The organism is Wenzhouxiangella sp. XN201, assembly GCF_011008905.1.
Classification (GTDB): domain Bacteria; phylum Pseudomonadota; class Gammaproteobacteria; order Xanthomonadales; family Wenzhouxiangellaceae; genus Wenzhouxiangella.
The window spans coordinates 1432557-1448630 of record NZ_JAAIVI010000017.1 but is presented as its reverse complement, the minus strand read 5'-3'; the positions used below and the strand labels follow the sequence as shown (position 1 = coordinate 1448630).

Sequence of the window (16074 nt, the reverse complement as noted above, 5' to 3'; positions counted from 1 at the left end):
CTTCAGACGCGCACGCTGGGCGGTCGCTTGTGCTCGATGGTTTCCAGCAGGTCGATCGCCTGCTCTTCCATATCGACCACATAGGTACGCACCAGGCCGCGGAAGTAGCGATAGAAGAAATAGCTGGGAATCGCGACCGTCAGGCCAGCTGCGGTCGTGATCAGGGCCTGTGAAATACCGCCGGCAAGCTGGTTGGGATCGCCCACGCCGTGAATCATGATGGCCGAGAACACCTCGATCATGCCGATGACCGTGCCCAGCAGGCCCAGCAGCGGCGTGATGCCGGCAATTGTGCCCAGCGTGTTGAGAAATCGCTCCAGTTCGTGCACCACATGCCGGCCGGTATCTTCCACCGCGTCCTTGATGACCTCGCGCTCGCGCTTGCGGTTGACCAGCGCTGCCGCCAGCACGCGCCCCAGGGCCGAGCTGCGCTTGAGCTGTTCGATGTGCTGGCGATCCAGCTCACTGGCCGCCGCCCATTGCTGCACACGCGTGAGCACACCATTGGGCAACACGCGCTTGCGCCTGAGCTTGACGAAGCGTTCGATGATGATGGCGGCAGCGATGATGGAACAGGCGAGGATGGGCACCATCAGCCAGCCGCCGGCAATGACAATTTCGAGCATGTCGGGTCTTCAATTCGGCCATCAGGATCCAGCGGGCATGATAACGGTTTGCGCTGCCTGCGTCGCGCCGACACCCGGCGAGAATCAAGGGCAATTTCCCGGGTCGCGCCAGAAACGCCGGGATGTGGTTGCCATACTCGAGACCCGCGGGGCTCGCTCCGGTCGAAACCGGATGCGGATCGCACCGCAGCGGCCGGTACTCAACCAGCGAATGCCCGCCGCCACCAGCCGGCCCTGGAGTTCTTCGTGTACCCGGTCGTAGCGGTCGAATCGTGCGACCGAGGCCACCGCAAGATCCGGCGAGAGCGCTTCGAGAAACCCGGCACTCCCACCGCTGCGATGCCCGCCGGCGGGCAGCTGCAACACATCGGCTGTCAGCGCCGGCTGATCGAGCAGCAGCCGGGCCTCGACGTCGGCATCGATGCCGCCGGTGAGCAGGAGCGACCCACCCGGTCCGCTCACCTGCAGCACGCAGGACGAATTGGGCCCGAGATCCGGCAGACCAGGCGATGGATGCAGGAAATGGAAACGATACCCCCCGGACTGCCATTGGGTTCCGCGCCGACAGGCCTGACCCGGTCCCGGCGCCGAGGCATAGATTCGTGGCGAGTCGGCCACGCTGGCTGCCCCGCCGGCGTGCCCACGATGGTCATGCGATATCACCACGCGGTCGAGACCGTCGCTGCCGATGCGCACCAACAGCCCCGGGAGGATCCGGGAAAGCAGGTCTCCGCCCTCGCCGTCGCCCGGCCCGGTATCGAAGAGCAGCGTTTCATCGGCCGAATCGACCAGCACGGCCAGACCACTGCCGACATCGAGAAAATGCACGTCGAGCTCTCCCTGATCCGGCCGGTCCATCGGCGGCAGGAGCAAGGGCAGCATCAGCGACACCCCCAGCCAACGGGCCGGCCAACCGACCGGCGCCAATAGCCAGAGCGCGCCCGCCGCAGCAAGCAACAGGGACAGGCCCCCGCCACCCACGTGCGGTACGAAGGCCCAGTCGATGCCGTGCAGCCAGTCCAGAAAGACCAGCAAGCGGGACAGACCCCAGTCAGCGATGGCCGCAGCAAAGCTTGCCGGCAATCCCGCCAGCATGCTGCCGATATCGAGCAGCAGTGCCGGCAGGACAACCAGCCCGACCAGCGGAATGGCGACCAGGTTGGCCAACAGCGCACCGGGCACCAATTGTCCGAACAGGCCGACGTTGAGCGGCAGCAGACCGATCATGACGATCAGCTGGGCGCGCAGCAGGCCGGCCAGCCAGCGGCCGTCGCCGGCCGGTCGCCAGGCGAAGGCCCAGATCAACACCGCCACGGCCGCGAAGCTGAGCCAGAATCCGGTTGCCAGCGGTGCGAGTGGATCGAACAGCAGCACAGCGATCAACGCCAGCAGCAGCGCATGTCCGGGCGCGACGGCGCGGCGTGCAAGCAGCGCCATGGCGGCCACGCCCAGCATGATCAGTGCGCGCTGGGTCGGAAGGGTGAAGCCGGCCAGTGCGGCGTAGCCGAAAGCAGCCAGCAGACCGCCGAGCACGGCCAGGCGGCGCCGGTCCAGACGCTTCCACACCAGGACCAGCGGAGCAGCGAGCAGGCTGATCAACAGGCCGGCAATCCCGGCAACCATACCGATATGCAGTCCCGAGATCGCCAGCAGATGGGCCGTACCCGTTTGACGCAGCTGTTCAGACAGTTCCGGCCGGAGTCCCGAGCGGTCGGCCACGCCCAGGGCGCGCTTGAGCGCGGCGACATCCAGATCGACCGTCTCGGCCTGGATGATGTCGGCCAGGCGTTGACGTTGGCGGTCGATCCGTCCGCGAAGGGCTTCCTCCGCCAGGCGCTCGGGTTCGCCACGCACCCGGGCGGTCGCACCGATACGCCGGCTTAGCAGATAACGCCGGTAGTCGAATCCGCCCGGATTGAGCCGGCCGGTTGGCGGCTCCAGTTCGAGTTGCATGGACCAGCGGCTTCCCGGTTGCAGCCGTTCTGAAGGCCGGTACCAGCTGACCAGCAATCGTGCGGGCACGTCCGGATCGGATTCGGACTGGTCGACGGCCAGCAGGAATCGCTCGCTTTGATCGAAACGCTGCGGCAGTTCGACCAGCGTACCGGTCACTGAAACCAGGCTGCCATCACGCGCGCTCGGCCATTCACTATCCAGCTGCCACTGGACCGCGGCCGTGAACCACAGTCCGCCGAGCAGGCAGGTGGCTGCGAGACACGTCGTTCGAAATGCCAGTCCGCCGGCGGCCAGTATCAGCAACGCAAGCCAGAGCGTCCAGCCAGGCAGCACCGGAAGCCAGGGCGCCGCGAGACAGCCAGCGGCGAACGCAAGCAGGAATCGCCAGGCCCCGCCCGCCGCCATGGCTCAGTCGAGCGGCACCAGCATGCCCCCGGTCATCTCCAGACGACGATCCGCCCGGCGGGCCAGCTGCCGATCGTGCGTGACCAGAACCACGCTGGTTTGAAACTCGCGATTGAGTTCAAGCATCAGCTCGTAGACCTGCGCGGCGTTGCGCTCATCCAGGTTGCCGGTGGGCTCGTCGCCGAGCACGCAGGCCGGGCGGTTGATCAGGGCGCGAGCCACCGCCGCGCGCTGGCGCTCTCCGCCGGAAAGCTCGCCTGGCTTGTGATCGAGGCGTTCCCCCAGACCGACCCGATCGAGCAAGGCCTTTGCCGAGTCGGCCGCTTCCCGCGCCGGCCGACCCGCAATCAGCAGCGGCATGGCGACGTTTTCCAGCGCGCTGAATTCCGGCAGCAGGTGGTGGAACTGGTAGACGAAGCCCAGATGACGGTTGCGCAACGCCGCGCGGCGCGCCTCGTCCGCCCGCGCCATGTTCTCACCGGCGATCTCGACGGTACCGGCGGTGGGCCGATCCAGGCCGCCGAGCAAATGCAGCAGCGTGCTCTTGCCCACGCCCGAAGCGCCGACGATGGCAACCTGTTCGCCGGCGCGAATGTCGAGGTCGACGCCGCGCAGCACGTGCAGCTCGGTCCGGCCTTGCACGAATACTCGTTTGAGTCCGCGTGCGCTGATCACGATGTCATTCATGGCGAAGCGCCTCCACCGGCTGGGTCCGGGCTGCCCGCCAGGCCGGATAGATGGTCGACAGCAGTGACAGGCACAGGGCCAGGCCGCCGAAACGGACGACGTCGCCGAAGCGCAGCTCCGAAGGCAGATCGCTGATGTAGTAGACCTCGGCCGAAAGGAAGTCGGTATTGAGTACGCTCTCGAGCGAGGCAACGACCGACTCGACATTGAGTGCCAGTGCCACGCCCGCGGCAATGCCGAGAACCGTGCCGATCACGCCGATCAGCGAACCCTGCACGATGAAGATGCCCATGATGCGCTTTGGCCCCAGGCCCATGGTCTTGAGGATAGCGATGTCGGCCTGCTTGTCGGTGACCACCATCACCAGGGTGGAGATGATGTTGAAGGCCGCTACCGCCACGATCAGGGAAAGAATGATGAACATGACGGTCTTTTCGGTCTGTACCGCACGGAAGAAATTGGCATGCTGCTGGGTCCAGTCGCGAATCCGGAAATCGCCGTCGAGCTTGTCGCCGAGCTCCCAGGCGATTGCGCGGGCGCGCATCATGTCATCGAACTTGAGGCGGATGCCACCGACCTGCTCGCCCAACCGGAACAGGCGCTGGGCATCGCGATAATGAATCACCGCGAGTGCCGTGTCGTACTGATGCACTCCGGCCTCGAAAACACCCGTCACCTCGAAGCGCCGAACCTGCGGCATCACCCCGGCCGGCGTGGTCCGGATTTCGGGTGCGAAGATCGTGACCTGGTCACCCGGCACCACACCCAATCGGGCGGCCAGGCCGGCGCCGAGGATGACCCGCCAGCTGCCCGGCTCGAGGCCCTCGAAACCGTCGCCCCGAACCTGCGCATCGATTTCGGACACTTCCGGTTCGAGCGCGGGATCGATACCACGGATCTGCGCGCCGGCCGTCGAACGCCCCTTGACCAGGGTCTCCTGCTCGACAAAGGGTGCAGCACCAACCACCGAGGGATGCTCGCGCACTTGATCAAGCAGGCCCTCCCAGCCTTCCAGGCGGCGTTCATAACCCTCGATGGTGGCGTGCGAGATCATGCCGAGAATCCGCTCGCGCAGCTCGCGCTCGAAACCGTTCATCACGCTCAATACGGTAATCAGGGTCATCACGCCCAGGGCAATGCCGCCCATCGAGATCAGCGAGATGAAGGAAATGAAATGGTTACGCCGCTTGGCGCGCAGATAACGCAAACCGACATAGATGCTCAGGGGCTGATACATTCGTTCTCGACTTCGCTCTCGCTCAGGATGATTGTGCCGGGCCGGGCTCGCGCAGCGCATCGAGCACCTTCGACAACTCGTCGGGCAGCGGTGCACCGAAAACCCGCTCTTCCGGCCACGGCAGTTTCAGGTAGTGCGCGTGCAGGAACAGTCGCCGGCACGGCGTCGGAGCCGGCTGCTGATTGTACCGGTCGTCGCCGACCAGGGGATGACCAATGCTCGCTGCGTGAGCGCGAATCTGGTGCGTGCGCCCGGTTTCGATGCTCGCCTCAACGTAACTGAAGTCTCCGATGCGCTCCAGCAGCCGGAAGTGCGTGACCGCATCCTGGCCGTCATCGGCGGCAATCACGCGGCGTTGGCCGCTGGCATCGCGCACCTTCTTCAGCGGGGTATCGACTGTCACCTGCTCTTCGGGCAAACGGCCCTGCAGCAACGCCAAATAGCGCTTTTCGACGCGTTGCCCGGCAAAAGCCCGCTGCAGCTCGCGTGCTGCGCGGTGACCGCAGGCGACGACCAGCAGTCCGCTGGTCGGCCGATCGATCCGGTGGACCGGCCGGAAACCCTCGCCCAATTTGCCGAGCACGTCCATCAGGCTCCACGTCAGGCCGCTGCCGCCCTGGACGGCCACGCCAGCCGGCTTGTCGATGACCAGGTATTCCTCGTTGTGCTCGATGATGCATGCGCGGATACGCTCGACCGCTTCGTCAGGCACGCTGGTCTCGACATCTCCCGGCGCTGCCACCGGCGGAATGCGCACCTCATCGCCCTCGCCAAGCTTCTTCATCGGCTTGGCGCGGCGACCGTCGACCCGCACCTGGCCGGTACGCACCAAGCGGTAGACCAGACTGCGCGGAACCCGGCCCAGCTCGTGCATCAGGAAATTGTCCAGTCTCTGACCGGCCCGGTCCCTGCCCACAGTGACGTGGCGCACGCCCGAACCCCGCTTGTTGTTGGTCATGTTGCCGATACCGTCGGGAAAGGCGGCATGCCGGCCCGAACGCTGCCGGACGGCTATCGCCGCGAAAGGATCGATGATAAAATATTCAGTTCGGGCACATGAGCCTAGCAGCCGGCTTTCAACAAGCCGCCAACACGCTCCTGATCCCGAACAAGAATGCTGTCACAGGCGCCGACCCGGCTATACAGGCTGTCGGCGCAACGGGCGGACACTTTGTCCGCGCCCGAATACTGTACCGCTTGCACACTTCCGGTGCATGGAATGCATGGCCGGAAGCGGTCCGAAACGGACCAACCGATCGACCTGCAGCCCCTGGCCGCGTGCCTGGACGGACTGCAGTAGAACGAAAACGTGCCGCCGGCGCCTTCGGAATGACCGGGCTCGCCAGGCGGCGGACTGAAAGAACACGCGCTCCCGGATCGGCCGAATCGACGTCGTTGCCGGGCTCGGTGCCAGATATTGCAGGCCAGCGCCTCGCGCGGCCGATCGGAAACCAGACGGCAGGCTGCCATTGTGGGCCTGCCGGGGAGAGACGCGGGCCGTGAATCGGCTCGTCGCCAATCGATCCAGGCTGGTTTGCCCGCCCAGGTTCCGGCTCAGTCGGAGCCCGGCCTGTCCGGCACCCCGCCTTCATGACCCCTTCGCGGCGGTCGGGAGCGCCGGAGGAACAATAATGAAACGCATGCTGATCAACGCAACTCAGCCCGAAGAGTTGCGCGTGGCCATTGCCGATGGCCAGTCCCTGCTCGATCTCGATATCGAGGTTCCCGCCCAGGAGCAGAAGAAGTCCAATATCTACAAGGGCCGCATCACCCGGGTCGAGCCCAGCCTGGACGCCTGCTTCGTGGAGTTCGGTTCCGAGCGCCACGGCTTCCTTTCGATGAAGGAAATCAGCCGCGAGTATTTCAATGATGCGGCGATCAAGACCCTGGAATCGGGTGAACGTGTCGACATCAAGGACGCGGTACAGGGTGGTAAGGAGATCATCGTCCAGGTCGACAAGGAAGAGCGCGGCACCAAGGGTGCGGCCCTGACGACCTTCGTGTCTCTCGCTGGCCGATACCTGGTGCTGATGCCCAACAACCCGCGTGCCGGCGGCGTGTCGCGTCAGATCACGCGCGAAGAGCGCAAGGAACTGCTCGACGCCCTCAACGAGATCGAGATTCCCACCGGCATGGGCTGCATCGTTCGCACCGCTGGCGTGGGTCGCGATCGCGAGGAACTGCAGTGGGACCTCGATTACCTGCTGCAACTGTGGAGCGCGATCAAGGAAGCCGCCGGCAGCAAGAAGGCACCCTTCCTGATCTACCAGGAAAGCAACCTGATCATTCGTGCGCTGCGCGACTATCTGCGCGAGGATATCGGCGAAATCCTGATCGACGACGAAAAGGTCTTCGAGGACGCGCGCGAGTTCATGCAGCAGGTCATGCCGCACAACCTGCGCAAGCTCAAGCTTTATCGCGACGACACCCCGCTGTTCTCGCGTTACCAGATCGAAAGCCAGATCGAATCGGCCTTCGCCCGCGAAGTGCGCTTGCCCTCGGGCGGCGCCGTGGTCATCGACCACACCGAAGCTTTGCTGTCGATCGACATCAATTCGGCACGCGCCACCAAGGGTGCCGATATCGAGGAAACGGCGCTACAGACCAACCTCGAGGCGGCCGACGAGATCGCCCGCCAGCTGCGCATCCGCGACCTCGGCGGCCTGATCGTGATCGACTTTATCGACATGATGAGCAAGGATGCCCAACGCCAGGTCGAAAGCCGCCTGCGCGAAGCCATGAAAATGGACAAGGCGCGTGTGCAGATCGGCCGTATTTCGCGCTTTGGCCTGCTCGAGATGTCGCGCCAGCGCCTGCGTCCCTCGCTGGGCGAATCGAGCTATATCACCTGCCCGCGCTGCGACGGTTACGGGGCGATTCGTTCAATCGAGTCGCTGGCGCTGTCGATCCTGCGCCTGGCCGAAGAAGAGTCGATGAAGGAGAACACCTCGCGCGTCATCGTGCAGGCGCCGATCGATGTTGCCAACTTCCTGCTCAACGAAAAGCGCCAGGCCACCGAGGAAATCGAGTCGCGCACCAAGGTGGGCATCACGGTCGTGGCCAACCGCTGGCTGGAAACGCCGCGCTTCGAAATCCAGCGTCTGCGCAGCAGCGAATCCGTCGAGGAACCGAGCTATGCGCTGGCCTCCGGCGATGAGCTCGAATCCCTGCCCGCGCAGAGCGAAGCCCAGCCGGGTCCTCCCCCGAAGCCAGCTGCGGTCAGCAGTCTTCAACGCACGACTCCGGCACCGGCGCCCAAGCGCGCCAGCGGCGGTTTCCTCGCCTGGCTCGCCAAGTTGTTCGGCCGACAGTCCGATGACGGCGGCAAGGACGGCCAGCAGCGCCGCAAGCGGCCGCAGCCGCACAAGCATGCCAGCAAACGCACCGGCAAGGCCGTCAGCAGTTCACACCGCCACCAGGGCAAGCCCGACGGCGCGAAAAAGAAGACGCGGTCCGGCAGCAAGAAAAAGAAGAAGGCCGCGAGCAAGCCCCAGCAGGACGGCAAACCGTCCGGCAGCCCGCCGCAGGCCGACAATAACCAGTCGCCCGACGGCGGAGCGAAAAAGAAGAAGAAGCGGCGGCGTCGTGGCGGCAAGAAGCGTCGTTCGCGCGCGGCCGGAAATACCGATCAGAACAACCAGAGTCCTTCGAACGCGGATCAGTCCCAGACGAGCAACGCTGAGCGCAAGCCGTCGAACGGACCGGAATCAGGCAAGGATGACAACCGCAACCAGGGCCAGGTCGCGGCACCGGCTGCTGCGACACCCGCAGCCGAAAACGAAAGCCGAAAATCCGACTCGGGTGAGCCGAACAAGCAAGCCGCAAGCAAGGACACTTCGAGGCAAACACCCGAGAAACGTCCCGAAACCGTGCCGGACGAGCGCTCCTCGCGCGCCGGCGAATCGGATTCTGGAAAACCGCAGGATGAGCGGCAATCGCCCAGGCAGACGCAAGGCAAGGACCAGGATCGGGTTGAGCCCCGCTCCGGAAACCAGTCCACCGGAGCCGATTCGGATCATGCCGGCCAGCCGGCTGACAAGAAGGTCGAGGCATCCAGCAAGGAAGCGCACAAGCCCCGCGATCGGAATGAGGAAAACAAGCGCGACAACCCGACCGAATCGCGATCGCCCGAGCCGTCGAAATCTTCGACCGAGAAGGAATCCGAGCAGAAGCGCGACGGCGGTAGCGGAGCCATTCCCGAAGGCGGCGGCATTTATCGTCTCAAGGACGATTCCTGAAAAAAGCGCGGCGATCGATTCGGTCGCCGCGCAGACTCAAACGTCGGCTGAAACCAGTCCGTGTCGCAGGGCCTGGCGCAGCAGTTCAACTTCGCTGCTGACGCCGACCTTGTCGTAGATGCGGTACTTGTAGGTCGCGACCGTCTTCGGGCTGACGTTGAGCACCTCTGCAATCGACTGCATCTTCATGCCCTGGGTCAGCATCAGCGTGATTTCGAGCTCACGGCTGGTCAGTTCCTGGAACGGCGATTGCGGCGTGCCGGGCAACAGGGAAATTGCCAGCTGCTGGGAAATATCGGCCCCGATGTAGCGCTCGCCGGCGGCGACCTTCTGCACGGCGCGAATCAGTTCCTCGGCATCGCAGGCCTTGGTGAGATAGCCCGACGCACCCGAGTCCAGCAGCCGCGCAGGCAACGGTGGTTCGCTGTGGGCGGTCAGCACGATGACTTTCACTTCCGGCTGCGCCTTGAGAATGCGCTCGGTCGTTTCCAGCCCGGAAAGCCCCGGCAGCCCGACGTCCATCAACACCAGGTCAGGTTCGAGCTTGCGAGTCAACCGGATGGCCTCTTCACCGGTGGATGCTTCGGCCACGATGTTGAACCCCCGGCTGCCGCCAAGGATGTTCTTCAGACCAGTACGAACGAGATCGTGATCATCGACAATCAGGATGTCGGTCAATGGGTAGTCCCCTCATCAGCATTGCGTCCCTCTATTCACATTAACCCAAATTGCTGGTGGAGTGAAGCACGGCCCGGATGGCGCCAGCATGCATAATGGATGGATTGCCAAGGGTTCAGGTGCATGAAAGAGAGCAGACACGGAAAGCCGCTGCTGGTGGTTCTGACGGGCGGCATCGCCAGTGGCAAGACGGCCGTTTCCGACCAGCTTGCAGGCAAGGGCGTGCCGGTGATCGATACCGATCGAATCGCCCGCGAAGTCGTCACGCCCGACAGTCCCGGCTTGCAGGCAGTGGTCAAGGCCTTCGGTCCGGCCGTGCTTGACGACAACGGAAATCTCGACCGGGCCGCACTGCGCCAGGAAGTCTTCGACGACGACAGCGCCCGGCGACGGCTCGAGGCCATCCTGCATCCACTGATCGAATCCGAGGCGCGCCGCCGCATCGACCAGCACGACAACGACGCCTACGTGCTGCTGGTCGTTCCCCTGCTGATCGAAACGGGATTATTTGCCGACGCCGACCGAGTCGTGGTTGTCGATGTGCCGGCGTCGACCCAGATCGAACGCCTGATGGCCCGCGACGACATCACGCGCGAGCAAGCTGAGCGGATGCTCGCCGCCCAGACCGATCGGCAGCAGCGCCTGGCCGCGGCCACGGACGTCATCGAAAACGACGGCAGCCTCGAACAACTCCGGCAGCGGGTTGACCGGCTGCACGAACACCTGCTCGCCCTCAGCTCTCGTCGCCGGAACCGTTCGACTCGAAACCCTTGACCAGTTCCGCCTGCACATTGGCTGGCACGGCCTCGTAGTGGGAAAAGGACATGGTGTAGCGCCCTTCCCCGCCGGTCAGGCTCTTCAGTTCGGTCGGAAACTCGCTCAACGCCGAAAGCGGCACGGCCGCCGAGATGTTGGTCATGCCGCCATGCACGCTGTCGGTACCCTGGATGCGGGCACGTTTGGCGGCCAGGGTTCCGGTCACGTCGCCCATGGCACTGTCGGGCACGGCCACCTCGAGCTCGACGATCGGTTCGAGCACCTGCGGCCCGGCGTTTTTCACCGCGTCCAGGAAGGCGCGCCGCCCGGCGATGACAAAAGCGACTTCCTTCGAATCAACCGGGTGGTGCTTGCCGTCGTAGACCACCGCTTCGACATCCTGTAGTGGAAAGCCGGCAATGGCGCCTTCGTCAAGCAGCTGCCGGACGCCCTTCTCCACGGCCGGTATCAGGTTGGTGGGAATCGCACCGCCGACGACCTCCGAGCGAAACTGGAAGCCTTCGCCGCGGCCCAGCGGCCGCACCCGCATGAACACCTCGCCGAACTGGCCGGCACCGCCGGTCTGCTTCTTGTGGCGATAGTGGCCTTCGCCCGGGCGGGTGATCGTTTCACGATAGGCGATGCGTGGGTTGCGGGTCTCGACCTCGACGTTGTAGCGCTGCTTCATGCGTTCGAGCATGACCCTCAGATGCATTTCGCCCAGGCCGCGGATGACCGTCTCGTTCAGCTCCTGGTTGTGCTCGACGATGAAGCAGGGATCTTCCTCGGCCAGGCGCGCCAGCGAGCTGGCAAGCTTCTGCTCGTTGCCCCGCGTAGTGGCCGCCACGGCAAGTCCGAACATGGGCTGCGGGAAATCGACCGGCTCGAGGTAGTAGTGATCTTCCTCGTGCGAATCGTGCAGGATGGCGTCGTAGTGAATGTCCTCGACCTTGGCCAGGGCACAGATATCGCCCGCAATGGCCCGGTCGATTTCGATGTGGTCCTTGCCCTGGATACGATACAGATGCGCGGCCTTGATCGGTTTGCGGCCATCGCCGACGAAGAGCTGGGTATCGGGGCGAATGCTGCCCTGGTAGACACGAAACAGGCTGAGCTTGCCCGCGTAGGGATCGTTGGTGATCTTGAAGACGTGGGCCAGGACGTGATCATCGGCCGACATGCTGGCCTCGACTCGCTCGCCCTCCGGCCCCTTCCGGAACGGTGGCGGATTGCCTTCCAGCGGGCTGGGCAGGAGATTGCGACAAAAGCGCAGAAACTCGCCGCAGCCGGCACCGGTTAGGGCAGAGGTAAAGCAGATCGGCACCAGGTGCCCCTGGCGCAGGGCCTTCTCGAAGGCGTCGTGCAGGGAATCGGCGTCGATCTCCTCGCCGTCGAGATAGCGCGCCATCAAGTCCTCGTCGACTTCGACCACCTGGTCGAGGATCTCGGTGTGCGCGTCGGCCACGGACAGGATATCGGTCTCGCCGTCGGACTTGAAAAAGCAGTCACGCACGGTCGCACCGTTATCAGTTGGCAGGTTGATCGGCAGGCACTGAGCGCCGAACTCCTCGCGGATATCGTGCACCAGCTGCTCGAGATTGGCGCCCTCGGCATCCATGCGATTGATGACGATGATGCGGCAGCGCTGTCGTTGCCTGGCGCGGCGCATCAGCCGGCGCGTCGACATCTCGATGCCGTTGGCCGCATTGACGACGATCACCGCGGTCTCGGCCGCACCCATGGCGGCCAGCGCCTGGCCGCGAAAGTCCGGATCGCCCGGGGTGTCAAGGATGTTGACATGCACACCATCGAAATCGAGCGAAGCGAGGGCGGAGTTGAGCGAGTGTTGGTAGTCCTTCTCGAGCGGGTCGAAGTCGCTGACCATGGTCCCGCGCTCGAGCGAGCCCGGCTCGCCGAGTACACCAGCCTTGACCAACAGCATTTCCAAAAGAGAAGTCTTGCCCGAACCCGCGTGACCCAGCAGGGCCACGTTGCGTATTGCACCGATATCTTGCTCCGCCATTCTGGCCTCCTCCAGCGGTCGCGATGCAAGCATCGTAATCCACCCGTTGGGCGCCGGCAAATGGGGTGTGTGGTCTGCTGCGCAGGCTGGTTCGTCAACTCGCTGCCGCTGGGTTGGCTGATGCCACAGGTCGCAGTGCGAGCCTCGACGAGTCAAAGGCGGTTTCGCCCGGCCTGCTTCGCAGGCTCTTTGGGCGACTGACTTTTGTCGGTTGCAACAAAAGTCAGCAAAAGTGCGCTTAGAAGACGCGGTTGTTCCGCAGGACCAGATGGCTCTTGGGCTTAACGGAGATACCGCTTCTGCCTTCGCGATGGCTCGGTCGAGGAACAGGGCGTTTTCGATAACGCCTTGGCGTAGCCCGCACCCAGACTGCACGGCCTCGATCAGGGTCGGCTTCGATTGAGGGTGGGATAAGCCCCTGGGGCGGAACGTCACTCGAAGTCATTGCGCCAGATGCGGGCCGCTGCAGGCGTTATCGTAAGCCAGCATGTTCCACAGCCGGGCCCAAGCAAAGCCCCAGTCACAGTCCGTGAAGCCACTCCGCTTGAAGGTTCTTGAGGCGTAACCGCCTGCTTTTAAGCGCGTTTTTTGGCTACTTTTTTCGCGCGGGAAAAAAGTTGCCCGCCATCAGCCTGCGAAGCAGGCGGGCGGAACCGCCTTTGACTTGTCGAGGCCGCCGACCGCGGCGGTAGCTACACACTAGCTAGCATCAGCGAGTTGACGAACCAGCCTGCGAAGCAAGCCGGGCGAAACCGCTTTTGAAGTGTCGAGGCTCGCACAGCCACCCGTGGCAACAACCAACCCAGCGACAGCGAAGCTGACAAACAACCCCCATCAACACAACAACAATTGATTCAGAATCAATTCAGCCAATCCCCCATACGCTATCCCCCAACGCTGGTCACCAGCTTCTTCCTAGCTCACGGAGGCTTGAAATAATGAAAGCGAGAATTCTGATCATGGCCACCACGCTGGCGGCAAGCGGCCTCGCCATGGCCGGGGGCGGCAGCTACGAGACGGCCCGCGTCGTCGACGTGGAACCGATGCGCGAAGTGCACCGCACGCCGATCGACCGTGAAATCTGCCGGGAGGAAACGGCGTATGTGCGCGAGCGCCGTCACTCACACGCGCCCACCGTGGTCGGCGCGATCATCGGCGGTGTCATCGGCAATCAGTTCGGTAGCGGCCGGGGGCGGGATGCGGCTACGGCAGCGGGCGCGCTGCTCGGCGGCAGCATCGGCCACGATGCCTCCAGGGCCCGCGACGGGCGCCACTACCCGGTCGTTCGTGAACGCTGCCGGGTCGAACGCGACTGGCGCGAACGAACGGTGGATCGGGGTTACCGGGTGACTTACGAGTACGGCGGCCGCTTGCATCGTACGACCATGGCCCACCATCCCGGCGATACGATTCGTGTCCGCGTGTCGGTCGACCCGGTCGACTAAAACCTATTCAAACGGTCCGTAGTCGAGTTCATGCGGGGGCGGCTCACCGCCCTCGCCCTTCAGATAGTGATCCATCCAGCGCATCAGCCGCAGACTGTAATCCCAGCGACTGGCTGCCCGCTGATTGCCGTGGCCTTCGCCCGGGTAGAGCACCAGTCGCACCGGCGGTGGATCTTCCTGCAGGGTGAGGTAGCGGTAGAGAATGCGTGACTGGGTCGGATCGACGCGCGGATCAGCGTCGCCGTGCAGAATCAGAATCGGCGTTTTTGCATTCTCGACGTGACGGATCGGGCTGGCCTGGCGATACAGCTCCCAGTCTTCCCAGGGCCAGGTGCGGTAGTGCACCTCGTAGAGTTCCTGCGGAATATCGGAGGTGCCGAGCATCGCGATCTTGTCCGACAAACCGACGTTCATCACTGCTGCGGCGAAGCGGTCGCTGTAGTAGGTCGCACCCCAGGCGCTGGCGTAGCCGCCGTAGGAACCGCCGGTGATTCCGACCCGTTCGCCGTCGACCAGGCCACGCTCGATCAGGTGGTCGACCCCATCGACCAGGTCGTCGAATTCTTCCTGCGCCGGGCGCCCCTGCGACAGCAGGGCGAACTCGACGCCGCGGCCCGTGCTGCCGCGGTAGTTGGGGTAGAACATGACGTATCCCTCGGCCGCGGCATGCTGCGCCGGCAGGTTGTAGCTGGTCAGCCAGCCGTTGGAATAGTGGCTTTCCGGCCCGCCGTGAACGGCCAGAATCAGGGGATAGCGTTGGCCCTCGTCGTAGTCCAGCGGCCACACCAGCAGGCCCTGGATTTCGAGCCCGTCGCGCGCCTCGTAGGTGACGACTTCCTGGCGCGCCAGTTCGACCTCGGCCAGCCAGGGATTGGAGTCGGTCAGGCGCCGGGCGCCGTCGGATCCGTCCTCGCGCTGATAGATCTCGCGCGGATGTTCCGGTGTCGAGGCCGTGACCACGGTGCGGCCACCAGCCACCTCGACGTCTGCAACCGCCAGCGCCGGGCGCTCTAGCAGCGTCCGCTGATCGCTACCATCGGGTTCGATGCTGCCGACGCGCGATTCGACGCCCTCGTGGCTGAGAAACACGATGCGATCACCGTCCCAGTCAACGTCGATCACATGCCCCTCGAGCCCTTCCATCAGGTGTGCCCACTCGCCACCATTTTTGCCGGCCACCATCAGGCGGCCCGGGCGCGTGTCCTTGATGGTTTCGGTAGCGATGAAAGCCAGGTGTTCGCCGTCGTCGCTCCAGGCCACGTCGGCGAGCTTTCCCGGGTTGTCGATGCGCCCCAGAATCTCGCCTTCCGGACTGATGATGCGGATGCGCTGAAACATCAAAGTATCGTCAACCAGCTGTCTCGGAGTGACCCGGACAGCCAGGCGATCACCATCCGGCGACCAATTCACGCCCTGGACCGAACCGTCGATTGCGACTGCTTCGGGTTCGGTGCCGCCGTCGAGTTGGCCGATGAAGAGTTGCCGCGGCCGCCACTGCTCCTCGAAGATGACTGCATCAAAACCCTTCTCGCGGCGCTCCTCGACCGCCTCGTCCTCTGGCTTGCTCGCGACCAGGGCCACGCGCTTGCCGTCGGGGGCGATGCTGTAATCGACCACGCCCTCGCCCACGCTGACGATCGAACGCGCTTCGCCGCCCTTGACCGGAATCCGGTAGAGCGTGCTGTGTTCATCGTCGTCGCGTTTGGCCACGAAGGTGATGGCCGACGAATCGGGCAGCCAACCGATATTGCCGACGTTGACCGCGCCGGTAACGTACCCAAACTCGTTCCCGTCGGCGTCGATCAGGTGCAATTCGCTCCAGGCCGAACCGTCTTCATCATCGGCCAGATCGCGCGGCACAGAGCGGGTAAAAGCGACCATCCGGCCGTCGGGACTGACGGCGGTCTCACCCACCTGCTGCAGGCGGGCGATCTGTTCGAGGCTCATGCCGTCGGCCAGGGCAAATGCGGGCAGGCTGAGCAGGATCAGGACGAGTGATGCGGATCGAATCATGTCGACTCCC

At 64.3% G+C, this 16074-nt stretch carries 11 protein-coding genes; 3 read left to right on the top strand and 8 right to left on the bottom strand.

What is annotated here, in order from left to right; all coding sequences use genetic code 11:
* Window positions 1-2: 2 nt before the first annotated feature.
* The 5 genes from G4Y73_RS07000 to G4Y73_RS06980 form a co-directional block, all read right to left on the bottom strand.
* Window positions 3-626 carry a MotA/TolQ/ExbB proton channel family protein gene (locus tag G4Y73_RS07000; RefSeq protein WP_164230798.1) on the bottom strand — a complete coding sequence of 208 codons (624 nt, stop codon included), beginning with the start codon at window positions 624-626 and terminating at the stop codon, window positions 3-5.
* Window positions 627-710: 84 nt separating this feature from the next.
* Window positions 711-2987, bottom strand: coding sequence for a DNA internalization-related competence protein ComEC/Rec2 (locus G4Y73_RS06995; RefSeq protein WP_164230796.1), 2277 nt, complete (start codon window positions 2985-2987; stop codon window positions 711-713).
* A 3-nt stretch (window positions 2988-2990) separates the two neighbouring features.
* Window positions 2991-3674 (bottom strand): lipoprotein-releasing ABC transporter ATP-binding protein LolD, encoded by a 684-nt coding sequence (lolD, locus tag G4Y73_RS06990; protein WP_164230794.1) that lies wholly within the window; start codon window positions 3672-3674, stop codon window positions 2991-2993.
* Window positions 3667-4911, bottom strand: coding sequence for a lipoprotein-releasing ABC transporter permease subunit (locus G4Y73_RS06985; RefSeq protein ID WP_164230792.1), 1245 nt, complete (start codon window positions 4909-4911; stop codon window positions 3667-3669). The genes lolD and G4Y73_RS06985 overlap by 8 nt, the downstream gene beginning before the upstream one ends.
* Window positions 4912-4933: 22 nt before the next feature.
* Window positions 4934-5869: an RluA family pseudouridine synthase gene (locus G4Y73_RS06980; RefSeq protein WP_205596504.1), complete on the bottom strand. Its 936-nt coding sequence runs from the start codon at window positions 5867-5869 to the stop codon at window positions 4934-4936.
* Between the two features lie 673 nt (window positions 5870-6542).
* Here G4Y73_RS06980 and G4Y73_RS06975 point away from each other — a divergent pair.
* The gene (locus tag G4Y73_RS06975; RefSeq protein WP_164230790.1) at window positions 6543-9149 is read left to right on the top strand and encodes an Rne/Rng family ribonuclease; all 2607 of its coding nucleotides are present in this window, start codon (window positions 6543-6545) and stop codon (window positions 9147-9149) included.
* Window positions 9150-9185: 36 nt separating this feature from the next.
* Here the strand turns inward: G4Y73_RS06975 and G4Y73_RS06970 are convergent, their stop codons facing one another.
* Window positions 9186-9827, bottom strand: a complete 642-nt coding sequence (locus tag G4Y73_RS06970; protein ID WP_164230788.1) for a response regulator — start codon at window positions 9825-9827, stop codon at window positions 9186-9188.
* Window positions 9828-9950: 123 nt separating this feature from the next.
* On the opposite strand from G4Y73_RS06970, the gene coaE reads away from it, so the two are divergent.
* The gene (coaE, locus tag G4Y73_RS06965) at window positions 9951-10601 is read left to right on the top strand and encodes a dephospho-CoA kinase (RefSeq protein ID WP_164230786.1); all 651 of its coding nucleotides are present in this window, start codon (window positions 9951-9953) and stop codon (window positions 10599-10601) included.
* On the opposite strand, the gene fusA is transcribed toward coaE, so the two are convergent.
* Window positions 10561-12606, bottom strand: coding sequence for an elongation factor G (gene fusA, locus G4Y73_RS06960; protein WP_164230784.1), 2046 nt, complete (start codon window positions 12604-12606; stop codon window positions 10561-10563). The genes coaE and fusA overlap by 41 nt on opposite strands.
* Before the next feature lie 938 nt (window positions 12607-13544).
* Here fusA and G4Y73_RS06955 point away from each other — a divergent pair.
* A complete protein-coding gene (locus G4Y73_RS06955; RefSeq protein WP_164230781.1) occupies window positions 13545-14051 on the top strand; it encodes a glycine zipper 2TM domain-containing protein in 507 nt (168 codons plus the stop codon).
* Window positions 14052-14054: 3 nt separating this feature from the next.
* On the opposite strand, the gene G4Y73_RS06950 is transcribed toward G4Y73_RS06955, so the two are convergent.
* Window positions 14055-16064, bottom strand: coding sequence for a S9 family peptidase (locus G4Y73_RS06950; protein WP_164230779.1), 2010 nt, complete (start codon window positions 16062-16064; stop codon window positions 14055-14057).
* Window positions 16065-16074 lie beyond the last annotated feature (10 nt).